Annotated in this window: 14 protein-coding genes; 9 read left to right on the plus strand and 5 right to left on the minus strand. The window is 45.6% G+C overall.

Features of this window, described 5'->3' with window-relative positions:
- Positions 1 to 98: 98 nt before the first annotated feature.
- Positions 99 to 1,292 (minus strand): tyrosine--tRNA ligase, encoded by a 1,194-nt coding sequence (gene tyrS / locus L5L98_RS10385; RefSeq protein WP_212599974.1) that lies wholly within the window; start codon positions 1,290 to 1,292, stop codon positions 99 to 101.
- A gap of 126 nt (positions 1,293 to 1,418) precedes the next feature.
- Between tyrS and L5L98_RS10390 the strand changes: the two genes are divergently transcribed.
- Complete coding sequence (locus tag L5L98_RS10390; protein ID WP_263140521.1) at positions 1,419 to 2,825, plus strand: peptidoglycan DD-metalloendopeptidase family protein; 1,407 nt, start codon at positions 1,419 to 1,421, stop codon at positions 2,823 to 2,825.
- Between the two features lie 20 nt (positions 2,826 to 2,845).
- The gene (locus tag L5L98_RS10395; RefSeq protein ID WP_263140522.1) at positions 2,846 to 3,955 is read left to right on the plus strand and encodes an anhydro-N-acetylmuramic acid kinase; all 1,110 of its coding nucleotides are present in this window, start codon (positions 2,846 to 2,848) and stop codon (positions 3,953 to 3,955) included.
- A 15-nt stretch (positions 3,956 to 3,970) separates the two neighbouring features.
- Here the strand turns inward: L5L98_RS10395 and L5L98_RS10400 are convergent, their stop codons facing one another.
- Positions 3,971 to 6,118, minus strand: coding sequence for a winged helix-turn-helix domain-containing protein (locus tag L5L98_RS10400; RefSeq protein WP_263140525.1), 2,148 nt, complete (start codon positions 6,116 to 6,118; stop codon positions 3,971 to 3,973).
- Positions 6,119 to 6,423: 305 nt separating this feature from the next.
- On the opposite strand from L5L98_RS10400, the gene L5L98_RS10405 reads away from it, so the two are divergent.
- On the plus strand, positions 6,424 to 8,829 hold the full coding sequence (locus L5L98_RS10405) for a prolyl oligopeptidase family serine peptidase (protein WP_263140526.1): 2,406 nt from the start codon (positions 6,424 to 6,426) through the stop codon (positions 8,827 to 8,829).
- A gap of 378 nt (positions 8,830 to 9,207) precedes the next feature.
- Here the strand turns inward: L5L98_RS10405 and L5L98_RS10410 are convergent, their stop codons facing one another.
- A complete protein-coding gene (locus tag L5L98_RS10410) occupies positions 9,208 to 12,234 on the minus strand; it encodes a TonB-dependent receptor domain-containing protein (RefSeq protein WP_219250076.1) in 3,027 nt (1,008 codons plus the stop codon).
- Positions 12,235 to 12,924: 690 nt separating this feature from the next.
- On the opposite strand from L5L98_RS10410, the gene aqpZ reads away from it, so the two are divergent.
- The 3 genes from aqpZ (at position 12,925) to L5L98_RS10425 (ending at position 14,640) form a co-directional block, all read left to right on the plus strand.
- Positions 12,925 to 13,620, plus strand: a complete 696-nt coding sequence (aqpZ, locus tag L5L98_RS10415) for an aquaporin Z (protein WP_263140527.1) — start codon at positions 12,925 to 12,927, stop codon at positions 13,618 to 13,620.
- A gap of 164 nt (positions 13,621 to 13,784) precedes the next feature.
- The gene (locus tag L5L98_RS10420) at positions 13,785 to 14,165 is read left to right on the plus strand and encodes a DUF2750 domain-containing protein (protein ID WP_028760853.1); all 381 of its coding nucleotides are present in this window, start codon (positions 13,785 to 13,787) and stop codon (positions 14,163 to 14,165) included.
- Positions 14,166 to 14,190: 25 nt separating this feature from the next.
- Complete coding sequence (locus tag L5L98_RS10425) at positions 14,191 to 14,640, plus strand: hypothetical protein (protein ID WP_263140529.1); 450 nt, start codon at positions 14,191 to 14,193, stop codon at positions 14,638 to 14,640.
- A gap of 115 nt (positions 14,641 to 14,755) precedes the next feature.
- Here L5L98_RS10425 and erpA read toward each other — a convergent pair whose 3' ends face one another.
- Both erpA and L5L98_RS10435 read right to left on the minus strand, forming a co-directional pair.
- A complete protein-coding gene (gene erpA, locus L5L98_RS10430) occupies positions 14,756 to 15,106 on the minus strand; it encodes an iron-sulfur cluster insertion protein ErpA (RefSeq protein WP_263140531.1) in 351 nt (116 codons plus the stop codon).
- Positions 15,099 to 15,902, minus strand: a complete 804-nt coding sequence (locus L5L98_RS10435; RefSeq protein ID WP_105249880.1) for a DUF6776 family protein — start codon at positions 15,900 to 15,902, stop codon at positions 15,099 to 15,101. The genes erpA and L5L98_RS10435 overlap by 8 nt, the downstream gene beginning before the upstream one ends.
- Positions 15,903 to 15,976: 74 nt before the next feature.
- On the opposite strand from L5L98_RS10435, the gene L5L98_RS10440 reads away from it, so the two are divergent.
- From L5L98_RS10440 to hemL, 3 genes are all read left to right on the plus strand, one after another.
- Positions 15,977 to 17,701: a chloride channel protein gene (locus L5L98_RS10440; protein WP_263140535.1), complete on the plus strand. Its 1,725-nt coding sequence runs from the start codon at positions 15,977 to 15,979 to the stop codon at positions 17,699 to 17,701.
- Positions 17,702 to 17,977: 276 nt separating this feature from the next.
- Positions 17,978 to 18,997 carry an aspartate carbamoyltransferase gene (locus L5L98_RS10445; RefSeq protein WP_105249881.1) on the plus strand — a complete coding sequence of 340 codons (1,020 nt, stop codon included), beginning with the start codon at positions 17,978 to 17,980 and terminating at the stop codon, positions 18,995 to 18,997.
- 26 nt (positions 18,998 to 19,023) lie between these two features.
- Positions 19,024 to 20,316, plus strand: a complete 1,293-nt coding sequence (gene hemL, locus L5L98_RS10450; protein WP_198572147.1) for a glutamate-1-semialdehyde 2,1-aminomutase — start codon at positions 19,024 to 19,026, stop codon at positions 20,314 to 20,316.
- Positions 20,317 to 20,557 lie beyond the last annotated feature (241 nt).

Consider the following 20,557-nt stretch of genomic DNA (forward strand, 5'->3'; position numbering starts at 1 on the left):
CTTGTTTTGTGAAAAGATTCAAAAACAAAGAGCGCCCTAAGGCGCTCTTTTTGTTCGTTTAAACTTACTGTAGCGTAAACCTAACTAAACCAACGTCACTATACCAAAGTCACTTTGGCAAACTTACGTTTACCGACTTGGAATACAGCAACAGTACCCGCGAACAAAGTCATACGGCTATCTTCTAGCTTTTCGCCGTCCATCTTCACCGCGCCTTGCTTAATCATCCGCATCGCTTCTGAAGTCGATGACACTAAGTCAGCGTCTTTCAACAGATTGGCAATCGCAATACCTTCACCCGCAGCTAACTCAATTTCTTCGATATCATCGGGGATCATGCCCTTAGAACGATCGACAAAGGCTTGATGCGCACTTTCGGCAGACGCTGCATCATGGAAACGTGTGATAATTTCCTTAGCTAAGGCAATTTTAGTATCACGTGGATTAGACCCATTCGCCACGTCTTGCTTAAACAGTTCAATTTCAGCCAATGGGCGGAATGATAACAGCTCAAAGTAGCGCCACATCAAGTCGTCCGAAATTGACATCAGCTTGCCAAACATTTCATTGGCAGGTTCGCTCACGCCAATATAGTTATGCGCCGATTTAGACATTTTCTTCACGCCATCTAAACCTTCAAGCAGCGGCATCATGATCACAGCTTGTGGCTTTTGGCCTTCGGCTTTTTGCAGTTCACGGCCCATTAACAGGTTGAACTTTTGATCTGTACCACCCAGCTCAACATCGGCCTGTAGCGCAACTGAGTCATAGCCCTGAAGTAAAGGATACATAAACTCATGAATCGCAATCGACTGACCCGAAGCATATCGCTTCTTAAAGTCATCGCGCTCCATCATACGAGCCACAGTTTGCTTAGACGCGAGACGGATCATACCAGCGGCGCCCAATGGCTCTAACCAGCTAGAGTTGAATTCGATACGAGTCTTAGCAGGATCGAGGATCTTGTAAACCTGTTCTTTATAGGTTTCTGCGTTCGCTAAAACTTGTTCACGGGTGAGCGGCGGACGTGTGCTATTTTTACCACTTGGGTCCCCCACCATACCAGTAAAGTCACCAATCAAAAAAATGACTTCATGACCTAACTCTTGGAATAATCTTAATTTATTTAAGATTACTGTATGTCCAAGATGGATATCCGGAGCGGTAGGGTCAGCGCCTAACTTAATACGGAGTGGACGTCCTTCTTTGAGTTTTTCCAGCAGATCCGCTTCGAGTAAAATCTCATCGGTACCACGTCTAATTTCTGCTAATACTTGGTCTAAATCAGCCATCTCGGCAGGGACTCCTAAGGCCATGATCATAAAATGAAGAGACTTATGTTACTTGTTAGCCACCACAATTGAAAGTGTGTACACTAACGGGATTATTTAAGTCTCTGGTTATTGGTATCGGCGTCAATGGGAAAGGTTATAACGTTATTTAAATTGTTGCCTAAAAAGCATCAAATTCTCCTTAGCATTCTTTCAGTTATCACAATGATAACCATGCTTCTACCTTCTGAAGAAGCGCAAGCTTCAAGACAAACCACTAGCATTGATGACCAAGCTCAAATCAACACCCGTTATGATGTGCCCTTAGCTTTTCGCTCGCCTGAACGCCCTGAGTTGCCAGAAGGTCAAACAGATAATGCTCCGACAACGGCTGAACCGTTATCCTCACCCGATGCGCTCGCTGCAGGTGGAGCTAATAATCAAGCCGCAGGATCCCACGAAAGCGCTCTCCACAGAGATGTCGAGCATTTTAACGTCAAAAATGGTGATACTTTAGCCGCGGTATTTGACCGCGCTGGCTTAACCAGCAAAGACGTTTATGAAATCACTCAGTTGCCTTTAGCCAAGCAAAACTTACTTAAGATAATGCCGGGCGAAGAAATTGTGATTTCAAAGGATGCAAACGGTAATTTGACTGAAGTACGTTATCGGGTCGATGCTATTTCCACGCTAGTCATCACTAAAAGCCAAGAGCAATACAACGAAAAAATCTCCGAAAAGGATGTGGAAATCCGCAACCATTTCACCAGTGCCAAAATTAAGAGCAATTTCTGGAATGCCGCCGTGGATGCGGGCATGTCTGCCAACCAGATATTACAATTATCGACCGTATTCGGCTGGGATATCGACTTTGCCTTAGACTTACGCGAAGGCGACAGCTTCGCCATTATTTACGAGCAAGAATATGCCGATGGTGAATTTTTACGTAATGGCAATATCTTAGCTGCAGAATTTGTTAACCAAGATGAGCGCTATACTGCCATTCGCTATACCGACGGTAACTACTATTCCGAAAATGGCACTAGTATGCGTAAAGCCTTCCTGCGCTCACCGGTCGATTTTAAGTATGTCAGCTCCAACTTTAACCCAAGACGTTTGCACCCAGTGACAGGCCAAGTCAAAGCCCATCGCGGTGTAGACTATGTCGCAGCCATTGGCACGCCCATTAAAGCTGCGGGTAGTGGACGCGTTATTGAGTCTGGTTATAATCAATTCAACGGTAACTATGTGTTTATCAAACATAACGATACCTATACCACCAAATATCTACACCTCACAAAACGTAATGTCAGCAAAGGCGCCAACGTTAAGCAAGGACAAATTATTGGTACTTTAGGTAAAACAGGCCGTGTCACAGGGGCTCATTTACATTACGAATTTATCGTCAATGGCGTACACCGCAACCCGAGAACGATTACGCTACCGAAATCCGAATCAATTGCGAGAAAAGAAAAAAATCAATTCGATGCACTTAGCAAGCAATTGATGACTACACTTTCGCAAAACAAGCAAACGCAATTGGCAATGCAATAACGACGGATGGATTCCTCCCAATGAAAAACGCTTATTATATTGGACTTATGTCAGGCACCAGCATGGACGGTGTCGATGCAGTATTGGTCGACTTTTCAGGCGCACAGCCGCAGCTTATCGCCAGTCATACCGAAGCTATTCCGAGCCATTTACTCAAAGGTCTACAGCGCCTGTGCTTACCCAGCTCAGATGAAATTAATCGCCTCGGCCGTTTAGATCGAAATGTGGGTCAGCTGTTTGCCTTAGCAGTCAATAATCTGATGGCTAAATGTGCTATTGCGAAAGAAGATATCATCGCCATTGGTAGCCATGGTCAAACTGTGCGCCATATGCCAAACCTCAAAGTGGGTTTTACCTTACAAATTGGCGATCCTAATACTATTGCGACCGAAACAGGCATAGATGTCATTGCCGATTTTCGTCGCAAAGATATTGCCCTTGGTGGGCAAGGCGCGCCCTTAGTACCCGCATTCCACCAGCAAACCTTTGCCCAAGTCGGTAAAAAACGTGTCATCCTCAATATTGGTGGTATTGCCAATATCACCTATCTGCCGGGCAATAGCGAAGAAGTCTTAGGCTTTGATACAGGGCCAGGCAACACCTTAATTGATGCCTGGATGCAACAGGTTAAAAGTGAGCCCTTCGATAAAAATGGCGAATGGGCTGCATCCGGAAAAACTGATCAAAGCTTATTAACTCAGCTGCTTTCGCATCCGTATTTCTCCCTTGCTTACCCTAAAAGCACCGGTCGCGAACTGTTTAACCAAGCTTGGTTAGAGCAGCAATTATCACCCTTTAATCATTTAGATGAAGAAGATATTCAATCAACTTTATTGGATTTAACCTGCCACAGCATAGCCCAAGACATTATAAAACTATCCAATGAAGGAGAATTATTCGTCTGTGGCGGCGGTGCATTTAATGGTCAACTGATGCAGCGTCTTGCAGCCTTATTACCAGGTTATAAGCTGGATACTACCTCGGCCCTTGGCGTCGATCCTAAGTGGGCAGAAGGCATCGCCTTTGCCTGGCTCGCCATGCGCAATCACTTAGGTTTACCCGCTAATCTCCCTGCAGTAACAGGCGCCTCCCGCGAAGCCGTACTCGGCGGACGATTTAGCGCTAAGTAATCCACAGAACGCACGTTATTTAAGTAACTTGTGTTTAAGTAAGATGATATCACGCTGTGGGAATCCATCGAGCGTCATCACTAAGCGGTTTGCCTCCGGAATATACGTCATGGAGCCAAAACCGCTTAAGCTCGAACGTGGAACCCTCAGGAGTGGTGTCACCTGTTGACTGTTCGCCTCCCAATAATTCAATAACTGCTCGTTACCATTACTCGATTTAAAATAAACCCCGCTTGCCGTAAGCACCCAGTTATTACCCGCGCGAAACGCTTTGGTTGATATTAACTGCTCAACGTGCTCGGGATGCGCTAAATTAATCTGCCACAGTCCATTCTCACCATCACGGCTAAAGACCAATTCGGTGGCCGATTTTGCAAACCCCACCCCCATACTCAATGAACTAATCACCCTAGGTGCACGATTGTCTAAGTAAAACTCCGTAATGCCATCAGAGGTTGAGGCGAACACAGCAGTCCCCTGCCAATTCCAGCTTGGACGACCATGGTTGTGATAACTCGAGGCTAACGCGGTAATGTTTTTATTGGCTAAATCTAAAATAAAAATTCGATTGCCTTCATTTCGATCATCTGGAGCAATAAATGCGATTTTAGAACCATCGGGTGACCAGCGTGGATAAGCGACTCGTGACTTAAGTTGAGTAAGTTGTTCTAGTTTTTGGCCATTGATATCTGAGGTCCAAATCTCGTTATAACCCGTCTCACTAGAAACAAACACTATCCGTTTCGCCTCGGGAGAATAATCTGGATTACGGTGGCTGATGCTGGAATACAGCAGCGGAAACAAGCTCCCCGGTACAGTATCGCCGAGGGAAAAATAGGCCATCTGGAATTGGCGACGATATTGGTGATAAACCAGCTCTCCCTCTTCAGACACGCTACTGGGATAACTCATTCCTTCCACATCAAGTGGGCGAATACGCGCAGTGTCAATATCAATGGTAAAGCCATTGCGGCTGCCAGAATCTTCTGTCGCGAAGACTAACGCCTGACTGTCGAGTGTCCAGCTTAAACCACGAATATCTTCTAACCCTTGTGTGAGGCGTTTTTCATGGGCACTAGCTAAGTCCCTAATAAAAATATCTTCCGAGATATTACTAAAGCGCCTTGCTATCGCCAGCCAGCGTCCATCGGGGCTGTACGCTAAATCCCGATCTTCATAGTTACAGGGGGTATCGCAGGATAATCGTTCTGCTGTAGCTTCGTTTGATTTAAGAGATAAACGATAAATTCCGCCAATCTTATCTAACTCATGGGCAGAGATATAAGTAAGATATTGACCGTCGGGTGAAATATCTATCGCTGTCATATCCGAACTACAGGGTGCTAAAGCCAACATCTCATTGGTCGCTAAAATCAGCTGAGTGATGGTGCACTTTCCTGTGGCATGACTGCGGGATGCAAAAAATAATGCAGTATCATCTAGGCTCCAAACTGCGCGCAGCTCAGAGGACGTTGAAGGCGTTAACTGGCGAGCGGGAATATCTTCACGTTTAAAATCTTTAAGATAAAGGCTAGAGGTGGCTCCAGGTCGACTCGCTCCATATATTAGCCAACGTCTATCGTGAGATAGTCGGGGGTAACGTTCAGACCCAGGGTCTCGGGTGAGCACGGTAAGTTGAGTATCCGTCATCCTCTGTTTATCTTGGTACAAATGTACACTAATAAATACGCCTGAGACTAAAATAACGGCTCCCATTAGCATCGCCATCAAGCGCATACGCTGAGTCGTATGCAGCAATTTAGCCTCGGTAGTTTGTCGTTGCTCTTCACCGTCATCAAAGGTGTCGTAAATAGGCGGCAATAACAATCGATATCCGGTTTTACGCACGGTTTCAATCACACCGCTTTCCTGAGCGAAGGGGGATAATTGCTGCCGTAAATGCCAAATCGCGTTGGTGAGCGCCTTAGTTCCCACGTAGACGTTGCCCTCCCATACTTTATCAATCAGCTCATCGCGGGTAACCACATCAGGATAACGAAGGGCAAGATAGCTAAGAACTTCAATAAACTTGGGTTGAAGCGAGACTTTAGCGAATTCGTTTTGGTGAAGTTCATCGCCCGACGTTTGAAATGAAATTGAGTTATCAGAAGGATCAATACGACAACGCCCCAAACAAAAACTCAACTTACTCTTATCCTTCATATTTTCTCACACCCTTGTTATTCATTTTATGGTTACGGTAATGAGTACATCATGTCGCTAAATACTACCTAAGACTTAACAAGGTTGGCAATCTAATGATTTAAAGTAATTATTTAAAATTCAAAATATTAGCTTGTTAAAAATCTAAAAAAGAGATTTAAACAATATAGAATCGAGCCAGGAAAGATTGCGACTAAGCAACAGATTGATTACAACTGCATGACCAATAAAAACATAAGAGTCAAAGCCTTACTCCTGCCGATCATTTATGTAGCAGGGGATATGCCCTTTGTAGGAACCCATATATGCTTCGTTTAGCCTTGATTTGCATCTGGATGATGCTCTGCCCTATTTTTACGCCAAAAACCTTAGCGCAGGACTACCAAAAACCTTCCCCAGCATTGCAGCAAACCATTACCCACAGTACCAGCCTCACGACTCGACTCTCAAACGATAACCAATGGCTGGCATTGCTCAGTCCCATTTCGGCCCCTAGCATTGCTACCCTTGCTATGCCAGAGCACAAACTGGCGGGGCTACGTATCGCAGCAGAGCAATTTTTACCGAGCCGTATTACCCAGCGTTATCATCAGCTCACGCTTATCAATATCAAAGACAACGGGCACCGAGTCATCACCTTGCCAGGTGGATATGATATTACTGAACTTAGGTTTTCTCCCGATAGCCGTAATCTCTCTTACGTAAGTTTAACGCCCGAGGGCGGCTATTTATGTGTTTATAATATCGCTAAAGATCGTCATCAACAGCTGTCAAATGAGCGTTTAAACGGCACTATTAGTCTTGATTATCAATGGGCTAATAATAAAACTCTGCTTGCTCGCTTTGTAATAGCGCAAGACATAAGCGCAAGTCAGCCCCACGTTTCCATCAGCCCGAAAACCAAGGAAACATCAGGCAAAAATAGTCCGCAGCGCACCTATCAAGACTTACTGAAAACCTCGGCAGATAAGCAGTTATTTAGCAGCCTGACTACCAGTCAACTTGCGCTAGTAGATTTAGAAGGCAAACTCACGAAAATCGGGGCGCCGGGGATTATTGAAGATTTCTCGGTGTCTCCCGATGGCCAGTATATTTTGAGCCGCCAAATCACAACGCCCTTCTCAACTCAGGTAAAGTATGATGATTTTCCAACTTTAACAGAGATTTATAACCTTAATGGCCAACTGATTACCCTGTTACACCAGAGCCAAGGAGGGGAATCTCGACCACAGGGAAAAGATTCAGTCCTGCCTGGTCCGCGTATGTTGCATTGGGTACAAGGTCAAGCGGCAACCTTAGCGTTTACCAAAGCCCTAGATCAGGGAGATAGCCAGCGAGATGCGCCACTGCGTGATAGCCTTTGGCTACTCGACGCCCCCTTTACTCAACAAGCCACTCGCGTTGCACAAACCCAGTGGAGGATTACAGATATTGACTGGGCTGAAAACCACTTAACCTTAATCACTGAGCGTAATAGTAAAGCTCAACAGATCAGACTCAGCAGTCTAAACACCCGTCTTGGGGAAAGCTCACTGCATACCTTAAACGAGCGTAATCTGCGCGATAAGTACCAAGACCTAGGACTCTTTGCAAAACACTATTATCCAGGAAAAGGACAAGTCGTTAGTTTGCAACAAGGGGCTAAAACCACAGGACTAATTCACTATGGTCAAGGTGCCACCCCACAGGGCGACAAGCCTTTTTTAAAGCGCACTTCACTCATAACAACTGAGTCATCACTACTATGGCAATCCGCATCCAACAGATTAGAATCAGTGCGTTATGTGTTAAATCTTGACCCATTACAACTCATCATCAATCGTGAAAGCCCAACAGCCCCCCCTAGCCTTGTCCTACTCAATGGCACCAAAGAAAGCGTACTTTACGAGCAACCCGATGGACTGAGTTCTTATCTGGGCATGCAAAAACAGCTTATAACCTTCAAAAGAGCAGATGGTGTACCTCTTTCAGGGACGCTGTACCTACCCGCCAATTACACCAAGGAACAAGGAACCTTACCCGTATTGATGTGGGCTTACCCGCGGGAATTTAACGATCCCGAGGTTGCCGGCCAAATTAGCTTTAGCGCCAATAAATATCCCACCATCAGCCCAAGGGGCCCAATACCTTTGGTCGCTGAAGGCTTTGCGGTGTTTGATAAAGTCTCAATGCCTATCATTGCCCAAGGGGATAAAGAGCCTAATGACACCTTTCGGGAGCAATTGACGGCCAACGCACAAGCCGCTATCGATACCTTAGTCGATTTAGGTATTGCTGATCGCAAGCAAATTGCCGTTGGCGGGCATTCCTATGGTGCCTTTATGGTCGCCAACTTACTGGCGCATACGGATTTATTCTATGCAGGTATCGCCCGTAGCGGAGCTTATAATCGCAGCCTAACGCCATTTGGTTTTCAAAATGAAGAACGCACCTACTGGCAAGCCAATAATATTTACCAACAAATGTCGCCATTTAATTATGCGGATAAGATCAAATCGCCTTTGCTGCTTATTCATGGCGAAATGGATCAAAACTCGGGCACTTTCCCGCTGCAATCTGAGCGTCTGTTTGATGCGATTCAAGGATTGGGAGGGAAAGCGAGATTAGTTATCTTAGCATTTGAAGGGCACAGTTATACGGCTAAGGAATCCCTAGAACATCTACTGTTTGAACAAAGCCAGTTCTTAAAGGCGAATTTACCCTCCAAGTAACTTGTCATTCAATGCTGTAATGAATCGATAAGTTCGCATTAACGCTTAACATATTGTCAAGATAGCTCCCAACGATACCCTGGCGGCATACATACTCGCCGCTAAGGGTAATATCAGTTCATACCATCAAGCCTGTAAAAACATTAGCTTAAAGTGTATTGTTGAACCTACACCATTTTGCCCCCAGCCCCAACTTAACTGACCAGCCGAACTCGCTTAGCTAAAACTTTTGCGTAAACTCCCCGTTAAAACCGCTTAACTATCTGATGGAACCATAGCCAACAACTGTTCCTTTCTTGCTTAAGCCATTTAATTGCCAATAAAAAAACCGCATGCAGGGAGCCACATGCGGTTTAACCAACTTAAGTTAACTGACCTTTAGAACTTAAGCTCTGCACCTAGGTAGGCATAACGCCCTACACCACCGCCGTAGGCACTGCTGTAGTTACCATTACCGGTTTCAATTAAGTCGCCACCATCAGCTACCCAAGGACCTTGATTGTCGAAAATATTGCGTAAACCGCCATATAAACGTAATTCAGCCTGACTCACGTCCATGGTGTAAGACACTGACAAATCATGAGTGATATACGAGCCATAGAACAGGAAGGCTGGTGTTTCAGGATTCGCCACAGCGCTTACATCACCGGCATCGAGTTTAGTTTGGTTCAGTGCTTGCAGGGTGTTCCATTCTTCGACTCTGTCGTGACTATCGACCATAGCGCTCTTATACTTCGCGCTCCAACGCACACGCCAATCATCGTTACTCCAAGTTAATGAAAGCGTGCCTCTGTCTTCAAAAATCCCACTGGCAAGCTCACCAACATAATCCTCTTCCACTATACCATCAGCACCGTAGTAACTTGAGCTGTATTCCAACACATGGGTCCAGTTAGTGTTTAAGCTCAGTTCACCGTAATCAGCCAGTTCCCACTCGTAGGCCATTGCGAAGTCGATACCACGAGTAACTATGTCATTCAGGTTCAGTTCCTGCTGAATAATCTGGGTGATTTGGCCCTCGGTATCGCGCGTGATAGCCTGACAGTACTCATTATCGGCTCCATAGGGATTACTCGAGTTATAACACTCAGCCAGAATATCCTCGTTACTTAATGAACCAATAGCATCAGCGACTTTGATATCGTAGTAATCAACCGCCAGATTAAAGCCTTCAAGGAAGGCTGGCGCCATGGTAAAGCCTAAGGTGTAGGTATCCGCCGTTTCTTCGGTCAGGTTTTCATTACCTGCGTTAGGAGAATACTTAGAGCCCGTTTCCGCCTTAAAGGTGCCAGTACTCGCAATGGCAGCAGCAATCCCAGGATCGAGACGACAACTATCATGTCCAGCGCCTGTTGAGGTTGCCGTCACACCATTACAAATATCGCGAATACTGTCGTAATCACCACGGGGTGGAGAGATAAGCTCAGTGATATTCGGCGCACGTTGTGAACGAGAGTAGTTGGCACGTAAAGCATAGTTTGCAATGGGTTCCCACAGTATGCCTGTACGGTAGCTCGACATTAAATCAATGTTTTTCTGACTGTAATCCGCAAGACGCAAGGACACATCCACATCAAGCTTATTGGCGAAATCCATATCCCTTAACAGTGGCAGATTCGCCTCACCAAAGGCTTCCCATACTGTGACATTACCTTCAAAGGGAGGAACATCGTTAAAGGTAATCGCATCGCCACGCATCGCCTTATCGGTATCGACAGCTTGAGTATCACGGCGATACTCCATCCCGAATGCCGATTGCACACCACCTGCGGGTAGCTCAAACAACTCGCCAGAAATATACCCTAACGCATTGAATTGAGTTATATCGGTATTGATATAGGGATTAGCGCGAATATAGTCAGCCCCTTCCTTGCTGATAGAGCCTTCACCAAAAATATTGACGGGCACACAGCCTTCAGCTCTGGCTGCTTCACTGGCACATTGAATAGTGACACCATCAGCGGCATATACAGCATTCAAAGCATTTCTTAAACGACGAATGCTGATCTCATTGCTACGGCGTTGACGCTGCTCGAACTGGCCGTAACCTACTGACGCATCCCAAGTCCAAGTTTCAAACAAATCCCCCTGTAAACCCGCCCAAGTACGAAGCGTGGTACGCTCGTTATCACTTTCAACAGGCCCAACTTCTTCGAAACGACGATCCCAGGTAATACTCTTACCCCCTCCTGTCGCTGCAATTTCAGCTGGTATATAAGGGTTATTGGCTAAAATACTACCCGCATCAATCATCCCTGGTAACCCAGTGATTGGATCGATATACAGCTCAGCATCGTTATAGTCTTGACCTTCTGCGTCGGTACGGCGAAACGCGGTATTACGGCTGAATTGTACTTGTACATTGGCGCGCACATCTTCACTAAGGTCATAGTTCATTTTGACCGCTGCGGCTAAAGTATCCTCTGGTACCTTTAGCAGACCAGTGGTATAGCCGTTATAACCATCACGCTCTTCTTTAAAGTCAGTTTTAAGTTCTGTACCATCGTACCACCAAGCATTCGACTTAAAGCGGCCGCCGACGATGTCATTGCTGCGCTCACGCCAATCGTCCCGCGTAATATCCCGCATACATTGATAGCCATCAACGGTATTCATGGTGTTACACATTTGCTTTTCATCGTAAGCAAAGCTCGACTCATACAGGGCTCGTTCCCTGTCAGTGGCGAATAATCCATGCTGTTTGTCATAGGTGGCACTTGCGTAAATATAACCCTTATCACTATTGAAATCAGCTCCATAACCCACATCTACTGTGGTTTCACGGCCACCACCTTCAGTCGTTTCACCACCACGGGCATTAATCTCAAACCCAGTCTTGTTTTGCTGGGTGATAATATTGACCACACCTGCAATCGCATCCGAACCATACACAGCTGACGCACCACCGGTGATGATTTCGACCTTATCGACCATGGCCGCAGGAATAGTGCTTAAACTGACATAGTTGCCACTGTAACTGTTAGAAACAACACGACGACCATCAATAAGCGTTAAGGTACGATCTGTGCCTAAGTTCCGTAGATCAATGGTTGATAAGCCGGTATTTTGCACACTCGATTGGCTATTGGTGCTGCTAACCCCTTCAGCCAATGCCGGAATTTGATCAACTAAAATATCCGCCAATGAGCCGATACCACTATCTGCAATATCCTTTGCGTCAAGGCCCTGTAAAGGCGTACTTAAGGAAAAACTATCTCGCTTAATACGCGAACCCGTTACGGTGACTTTTTCTATACCGTCGTTCTTATCCGCGCCTTCAACCTCAACTCGAGCTGCATTTTCGTTAACTGTATTCACTTCTATAGGATCGGCAGCCCAAGCTACCGAAGGAACAATACCAAACATCGATACTTGTATTGCTAAGGTCAATAGTTTCTTCTTCATCCTTCCCACCTTCACTTTTAGACATCGCAAACCATTTTTGTTGTTATGTAGAGCGGTTACTTAAATTAGCCCAATGCCTTAGCCTGCGATTTTCATCTCCTAGGTTTTTGGATTAACCATGGGTTAGCAACACCGCAAATACATGATTAACATTTAAGTAACCTTTTTCTTTTACTTTGCTTAGTGAAGAGCAGCAACGAAATGACCCTCGTTTATTTCCCCGTTTTATATCTATTAAATATCTATTCTTTTATTTTCAAATAATTAAAGAATAAAAAGACAATAAATCGATTATGAAATGCTTAGAAACTGATAGTGCCTAACTCAAAAATAAACGCCTTTTTACAACGAAACCCCAAGCGAGTAAGAGGATAAGCTTGAAGCCTCCCCTAAAAACGGAGCAAATTGTCCCTATAAAGCATTATCAAAAATGCACAATATAAAAAGCCATCTATGCTTGATCACAGTTGTGCCATGTAAACGAACTAAAGTGATTGTTAACTAAGCAGTAAAAACACAACACTCTGATTGTTATGGCCAGCTTTGGCATGAACAATCTGGGCGTGCAAAACTTCAATTAAGGGAATAGTTATTTATCTAGCTAAACTTAATCAGCCAGATAAACAAGGGTTTATGTAATGGCGTCAAAAAGCCACACAGACATAAATCGACTAAATAGGAAATCAAACAATGAACATGTCACAAAAAATGGCGGCAGAATTTCTCGGCACCTTGTGGTTAGTCCTTGGAGGCTGTGGTAGTGCTGTACTTGCAGCCGCATTTCCAGAAGTAGGCATAGGCTTACTCGGCGTCGCTTTAGCTTTTGGATTAACTGTATTAACCATGGCCTTTGCGATTGGCCATATTTCAGGTTGTCATCTCAACCCTGCAGTGTCATTCGGCCTTTGGGCTGGGGGACGTTTTCCGGCAGCAGAATTATTGCCCTATATCATAGCCCAAGTCGCGGGTGGAATTGTGGGCGCTGGCATCTTGTATCTCATCGCTTCAGGACAAGAGGGATTTTCACTCGCGGGCGGATTTGCCTCTAACGGTTTTGGTGAGCACTCACCGGGTGGCTATAGCATGCTGTCGGTGATGATTTGCGAAATCGTTATGACACTGTTCTTCTTGATTATTATTTTAGGCGCCACCGATGAGCGAGCACCTAAGGGATTTGCCCCAATTGCCATAGGGTTAGGTTTAACCTTAATTCACCTTATTAGTATTCCTGTGTCCAATACTTCAGTAAACCCAGCGCGTAGCACAGGCCCTGCACTGTTTGTCGGTGACTGGGCGGTATCACAACTCTGGTTGTTCTGGGTAGCACCGATTGTCGGCGCCATTTTGGCAGGCTTTATCTATCGCTACTTCCGCTCGGTAGAATAAAAGCCAAAGATCTAACACAACAGCGCTCTCTTGGCGCTGTTGTTCTTTTTCTAATCCCGCTCTAATGTTACCATTTAGCCAACTGGCGAATTTTGCTGTGCCCTAGGTTTTTACATTAGAGACACAACAGGCTTCGCCCTATCCAAGCAAAAGAGATATTTTTCATGAGCAAGACTGTTAAAAACCTCGCTGAGACAGCAGCAATGACGCCAGAAGCCCGTTACGATTACCTCGTTGAACAAGTTAAAGAACACAAAATACTTTGGACATTACAAGATCAAGACGGTTGCGTGATGTTAACCACTGAAGAAGAAGATTGCATCCCAATGTGGCCAACCGAAGAAGCCGCTGATTCTTGGGCTGTGGATGAATGGAGTGATTGCCAAACATTAGCGATTCCACTCGACGAATTTCACGAAAGATGGGTGCCAGGCATGGAAGATGACGACCTCTTTGTCGCCGTATTCCCAGTATTAGATGATTTAGGTGTGGTAATCCCGCCTTATGAGTTAGATCAAAGATTAGCGCCTAAGCAAAGCCACTAATCGCTATCGCTAAACGAGAATGCCTATGAGCGAGCAAAAATCGGCGATACCGACACCAGAGGCAAGTACAGCCCTGAGTCAGCACTTTCCGAAACGACTCATTGCCCTATTGCTAGTGTATGTTGTTGCGTCAGTGAGTGGCTTAATCGCTAAACAAGGGGGGTTATTTTGTCTGCTAACCCTCCTGATGGTGATTGCCATTATCGGTCGGCAAAAAGCAGGGCTTATCATGCTGCGCGGCTACACAGTCGTGCAGCTTGGATTGATTAGCCTGCTGCCAGTGATCATGTACGATCCGGGCAACTTAGTGGTAGGTCCAACGACAGTGTACCTAGGTGAATGGCAGGGAAAACTGCCTGACTATGTGATTTTTATCGCTTTGATCGTCTTGTCATTACTGCAAGTTTGGATAGCCTTTGATAAAAAAGTAAAGGCATGGTTTAAACCTAAGCTTAACCTGAACATCATGAGCTAAGCTCTTGTAGAAAATAAATTTAGCCCAACAAAAAGCCGTCATTGCGACGGCTTTTTTGATCTCACTCCACACCTAAAAAGATGCAAAGTTAGTCATCATTAAACAGAAAAACTTTTTACACAGAGAAACTGGCACCACAACCACAGGTTGTGGTTGCGTTAGGGTTTTTCACGAAGAAGCGAGAACCTTCCAGTCCTGAAGTGTAATCCACTTCACCACCGACTAAATATTGTAGGCTCATAGGATCAACAACCAAGAGAACGCCTTGTTTTTCTATCGTAAAATCGCCGTCATTGACCTTTTCATCAAAGGTAAAGCCGTACTGAAATCCAGAACAACCACCACCAGTCACATAGACTCGTAGCTTAAGCTCAGGATTTTGCTCTTCTTCCAGCAAACCTTTCACCTTAGCGGCTGCCGCATCGGTAAATTGGATTGGCATTGCTGTATCAGCTTGATCAGTCATTACTACCTCTTACATCAGTTTTCTGGGGCAAATTATCCTTTACCTGACTGTTTTGTTCAAGTATTACCCGTGGTTCTTTTTCACCCTGTAATAACTCAGGGGCACTATAGACATGTTCGGTCTGCGAATTCTTAGTCCAGCGGCTCGAAGGCACCAGCACTTTGACTTTCACTTGTTGTAAATTAAAGCCAGCAGGAACAGTGACCTTGGTATCTATGACTTGAAAATAACGAAAATCAAATTCCAACTTAGAACCCGTGAGTTTGTTCACACTCAAGCTAACAGATTTTCCATCTTGCACACCAATGAGCGTCAATTCAGTTCGACCTTGAATAGCTTGCTTACGCTTTTGCAACTGAGTCAACACCAACTTGAGATGATATTCATCGGCCAAAGCGCCCGGCGTCATTTCAAGTCCGTGAATAGCAACACCTTCAGCATTATCATCCGGTGTCATAATGCTGCGGTAAAATGCCAGCTCATGCTCCAATTCTTTTTGCTTTTTCATTTGCTGGCCAAACATTTCTTGCATTTGGGTATTAGCTTCGCGCTCGACGGACAGCTCTAAATTTCGGGTCGCAAGTAGTTGGGTCTGTGCCTCTAACTCAGCGGTCAAGCGTTGAGTCTTGCTGCTGATATGCTTAACAACAGGCTCATCGCTGCTTAATAGCAGAAAACTTATCCAAGCCCCAAAAAGAATAGAAACTAACACTAAAAGCGATAAATACACTGAAGATGGACGATACTTGAGATCCATCACTTGCAGCCGATCTAGCCAACGATGATAATTTGGCATTAGGTAACAGCCCCTTATATAAAATACAATCAACTCAAGAACGAGTTCGATACAATACAACTCAGGCCAATGTAGTGCAATTAACGATAAATAAAGTCGCTATCCAACATGCCATAGTCACAGCCAAAAAGTATTTAACCAATGAGCTACGTGACCATTTATCTCAAGCCCGCATTAGTGCACAGCTGTGCATACTGGCACTGTTATTTGCTATTTTTGCATCCTGTGTGATCTTACTGTTTCGACTCTTGCTCGTTTGGGCTAATCATTACACCCAAATACAGGCGCAGGATTTTACGGGGAACGTCGCCGACTGGCGAGCCCTGTTACCCCTTTTAGGCGCAATATTAATTTGGATAGTGGCGAAATTAGGCTCCAAACGCTACAAACGTATGGGAATAGCCTATGTGTTACATAGAGTTAAACTGCATTATGGTAAAATCCCCCTACAATCCGCCGCTGGGCAATTTTTTCAAGCACTCTTTGCCCTTGGCACAAATTTCTCAGTCGGCCGTGAAGGTCCAGCCATTCATCTGGGTGCTGTCAGCGCCAGTTTTCTTGCTGAAAAATTCAATCTTCCCGATAATAGCGTACGCATCATGTGTGCCAGTGGCATTGCAGCAGGGATTGCCGCAACGTTTAACGCGCCCTTGGCGGCGGTGATTTTTGTACTCGAAGTGATAGTACGTGAATACAAAATCCATTACTTTTTCCCAATTATGCTATCAGCAATTTGTGGCGCAGTTTCAAGCCAACTGGTGTTTGGTAATGTGCACGAATTTGACCGTATTCAAGTGATCCACATTCCCTTAGATCACTACCCTATTCTCGCCATCGGCGGCGTAGTATTAGGCTGCGCTGCGGCGCTGTTTAATTACTCACTCTTAAAAGTTACCGCGACGGGGCAAAACTGGCCACTGATTTACCGACTATTACTGGCGGGCAGTGTCACCACACTAATCGGTCTCGTGTTGCCGCAAGCCCTTGGCACGGGCGATCTCGCCATTAGCGAAGCCATTAGCCAACATCCAAGCCTGTTGCTGTTAATCGCCCTGTTATTTGCCAAAACCATCGCCACTATTGCGGCGATTGGCTTAGGTATTCCCGGTGGTTTGATTGGTCCACTTTATGGTATCGGCGCGCTGCTCGGGGCGATTTTGGCGCTGATCAGCGCTATCTTATTTCCCTCCATCGCCCCTTATGTAGGGCTTTACACTGTAATCGGCATGACAGCCATGATGGGCGTGTGTTTAAGCGCGCCGCTGGCCGCCTTAGTCGCCCTGTTAGAAATGGCTAATGACGCCAGCATTATTTTACCGGCAATGTTTGTAACAATTCCGGCTTTTTTAATTGCTTATCAGGGTTTTAAGACAGACTCCATTTTCTTTAAGCAATTAGAAATTATGGGACTAGGTTATAAGGTCGCCCCCGTGAATTTAGCACTGCAGAAAAAAGGCGTGCGAGCCTTAATGGATAAACGCTTTGTTATCGTCAATAACAACGATGAATTGTTACTCGAAGTGCTAAAACGCGCCGAAGGTCGCCCTGTGCTAGTCCGCAATGCCGATGGCATTATCGAAATGCTTAGTCTTGAAATGCAATCCTATGATGACAGTACCACGCTATCACGCCATCCCATGCAAGGGCTAAGCGACAGCACCACCCTCAATGAAGTCTATTCACTATTGTCGCCCAAACGCTGCGGTGAGGTGTTTATCTATCAAGATACACCAGACAATGTGGTTGGGGTGATCAGTTGGTCGAACCTACAACAGGAGATTCGTTCAGGCCAAGCCTAATGCCAATTAATAACATCAATTTAAAACCTGATATCAATTTAAAATCTGATAGTGATGCAAAACCTAATATCGATGCCAAACCTTGATGCCAAACCTAAGGCGGCAGATTAAAAGCTTTGGGCTTCATCGCAAAAATCTAACACAGTGGCAATGTGGCTATTTCGTTGCCCCTGTGCTTCTGCTACAATCGCGCCTCAGCCACCCTACATAACATCAGGGCAGATAAGCGCGATACCGCAGCTTAAAATGCCCCCTAGCAAATTGGAAAACAGGCTGATGAATCAGTTCGAAGGATCCCATATCCTCTCCGTAAACCAGTTAGATCTTGACTCAATCCAAACTATTTTTAATGTCGCTAGCCGCATGATGCCCTATGCACTTCGAGAGAAGCGCAATAATGTGCTCGATGGCGCCATTTTAGGTAACCTGTTTTTCGAACCGAGTACCCGTACCCGCGTGAGTTTTGGCTGTGCCTTTAACTTGCTCGGCGGCCATGTACGTGAAACCACAGGCATGGCTTCATCGTCTTTATCTAAAGGTGAATCCCTGTACGATACGGCGCGGGTGTTATCCACCTATTCTGATGTCATTGCCATGCGCCATCCAGACTCTTACTCGGTCAAAGAGTTTGCTGAAGGCAGCCGCGTCCCAGTGATCAACGGCGGCGATGGTTCGAACGAGCATCCGACCCAAGCCTTGCTCGACTTATACACTATCCAAAAAGAACTCAAGTGTGCTGGCCGCGGTATCGATGGCATGCACATCGCTATGGTCGGCGACTTAAAATTTGGCCGTACTGTGCATTCACTGTCGCGCTTACTCTGCATGTATAAAAACATCAGTTTCACACTGATTTCACCCGCTGAATTAGCTATGCCTGATTATGTGATCTCCGACATTGAAAATGCTGGCCATAGCATCAAAATAACCGACCAACTTGAAGGCCATTTAGATCAAGCAGATATTTTGTATCTCACTCGCATTCAAGAAGAACGCTTCCCTTCACAGGAAGAAGCAAATAAGTATCGCGGCAAGTTCCGCTTAAATCGCAGTATTTACACTCAGCATTGCAAATCTAACACTGTCATTATGCATCCGCTTCCAAGGGATTCACGCGCGCAAGCCAATGAGTTAGATAATGATTTGAACAGCCATCCCAATCTCGCCATCTTCAGACAGGCAGATAATGGGCTGTTAATTCGCATGGCTTTGTTTGCATTGACACTCGGCGTTGATAATCAACTCGAAAAATATGAGTGTCCGGTTAATTGGTATTCACGTAAAGCCGATCGCTAATTGGCTACAGACTTTAAGGACTAAACATGACCCGTTCCGAAGCGCTATTTGAACAGGCTAAAAAAACCATCCCCGGCGGCGTTAACTCTCCGGTTCGTGCATTTAATGGTGTAGGCGGTTCGCCCCTGTTTATTGAAAAAGCTAACGGCGCTTATATTTACGATGCCGATGGCAAAGCTTATATCGACTATGTCGGTTCTTGGGGCCCGATGATCCTCGGCCACAACCATCCTAAAATCCGTGCAGCTGTATTAGCAGCGGTAGAAAATGGCTTATCTTTTGGTGCGCCAACTGAGCTTGAAGTGCAAATGGCCGAAAAAGTCATCTCTATGGTGCCTTCTATCGAGCAAGTGCGTATGGTGAGTTCAGGCACTGAAGCCACTATGAGCGCCATTCGTTTAGCACGCGGTTTTACCAATCGTGACAAGATCTTAAAATTTGAAGGCTGCTACCACGGCCACGCAGATTGCCTGTTAGTGAAAGCCGGTTCTGGCGCGTTAACGTTAGGTCAACCTAGCTCACCCGGTATTCCTGAAGATTTTGCCAAGCACACCTTAACCGCTGTGTATAACGATTTAGATTCAGTTAGAACCCTGTTCGAACAGTATCCAACTGAGATTTCTTGCATCATCATCGAGCCCGTTGCTGGCAACATGAACTGCATTCCACCTGTCCCAGGTTTCCTTCAAGGCCTGCGTGATATGTGTGATGAGTTTGGCGCGCTGTTGATTATCGATGAAGTGATGACAGGGTTTCGCGTATCACTAAGTGGTGCTCAAGGTTACTACGGCGTCACACCAGACTTAACCACACTTGGTAAAGTGATTGGTGGCGGTATGCCAGTGGGGGCTTTCGGTGGCCGTAAAGATGTGATGCAATTTATCGCCCCTACGGGTCCGGTTTACCAAGCGGGTACGTTATCGGGTAACCCCATTGCGATGTCAGCGGGTCTGGCACAAATGGAAGCCCTGTGTGAAGAAGGTCTGTACGAAGCACTGAGCGCGAAAACCAAACGTATTGCAGAAGGCTTTAAAGCGGCTGCGGATAAGCACGGTATTCCAATGGCGATCAACTATGTTGGTGGCATGTTCGGTTTCTTCTTCACGGAACAACTCGAGATCACTCGTTTCGATCAAGTGACCCAATGTAATATCGAACAGTTCCGTATTTTCTATCACGGCATGCTAGATGAAGGTGTTTACTTAGCGCCAAGTGCCTATGAAGCTGGCTTCCTGTCAATGGCTCATGGCGAAGAAGAGATGCGCTTAACCTTAGAAGCGGCTGATCGCGTATTGGCTAGCATGAAAGCGGCAAGCTAAGCCTAAGCTTTAGTATTTAAGCCGTTTAAACATAACAAAGGGACGCCAATGCGTCCCTTTGCTTTTATTCGATTTAGTTAGCTTTGTGTCGCTTTAATAACGATCAGACTTTTTAGAACCTAAAGCCGATTTAAATATTATCCCAGCCTCCATGAATTGTAAGGTCAAGTGGATATGCTCAATAACGTGCTAAGGCCACCCCATCACGCCCAGCGCAATAAGCTGCTTGCCACAATATATT

Origin of the sequence: Shewanella sp. SM23, from assembly GCF_025654295.1 — a bacterium.
Lineage (GTDB): Bacteria > Pseudomonadota > Gammaproteobacteria > Enterobacterales > Shewanellaceae > Shewanella > Shewanella oncorhynchi.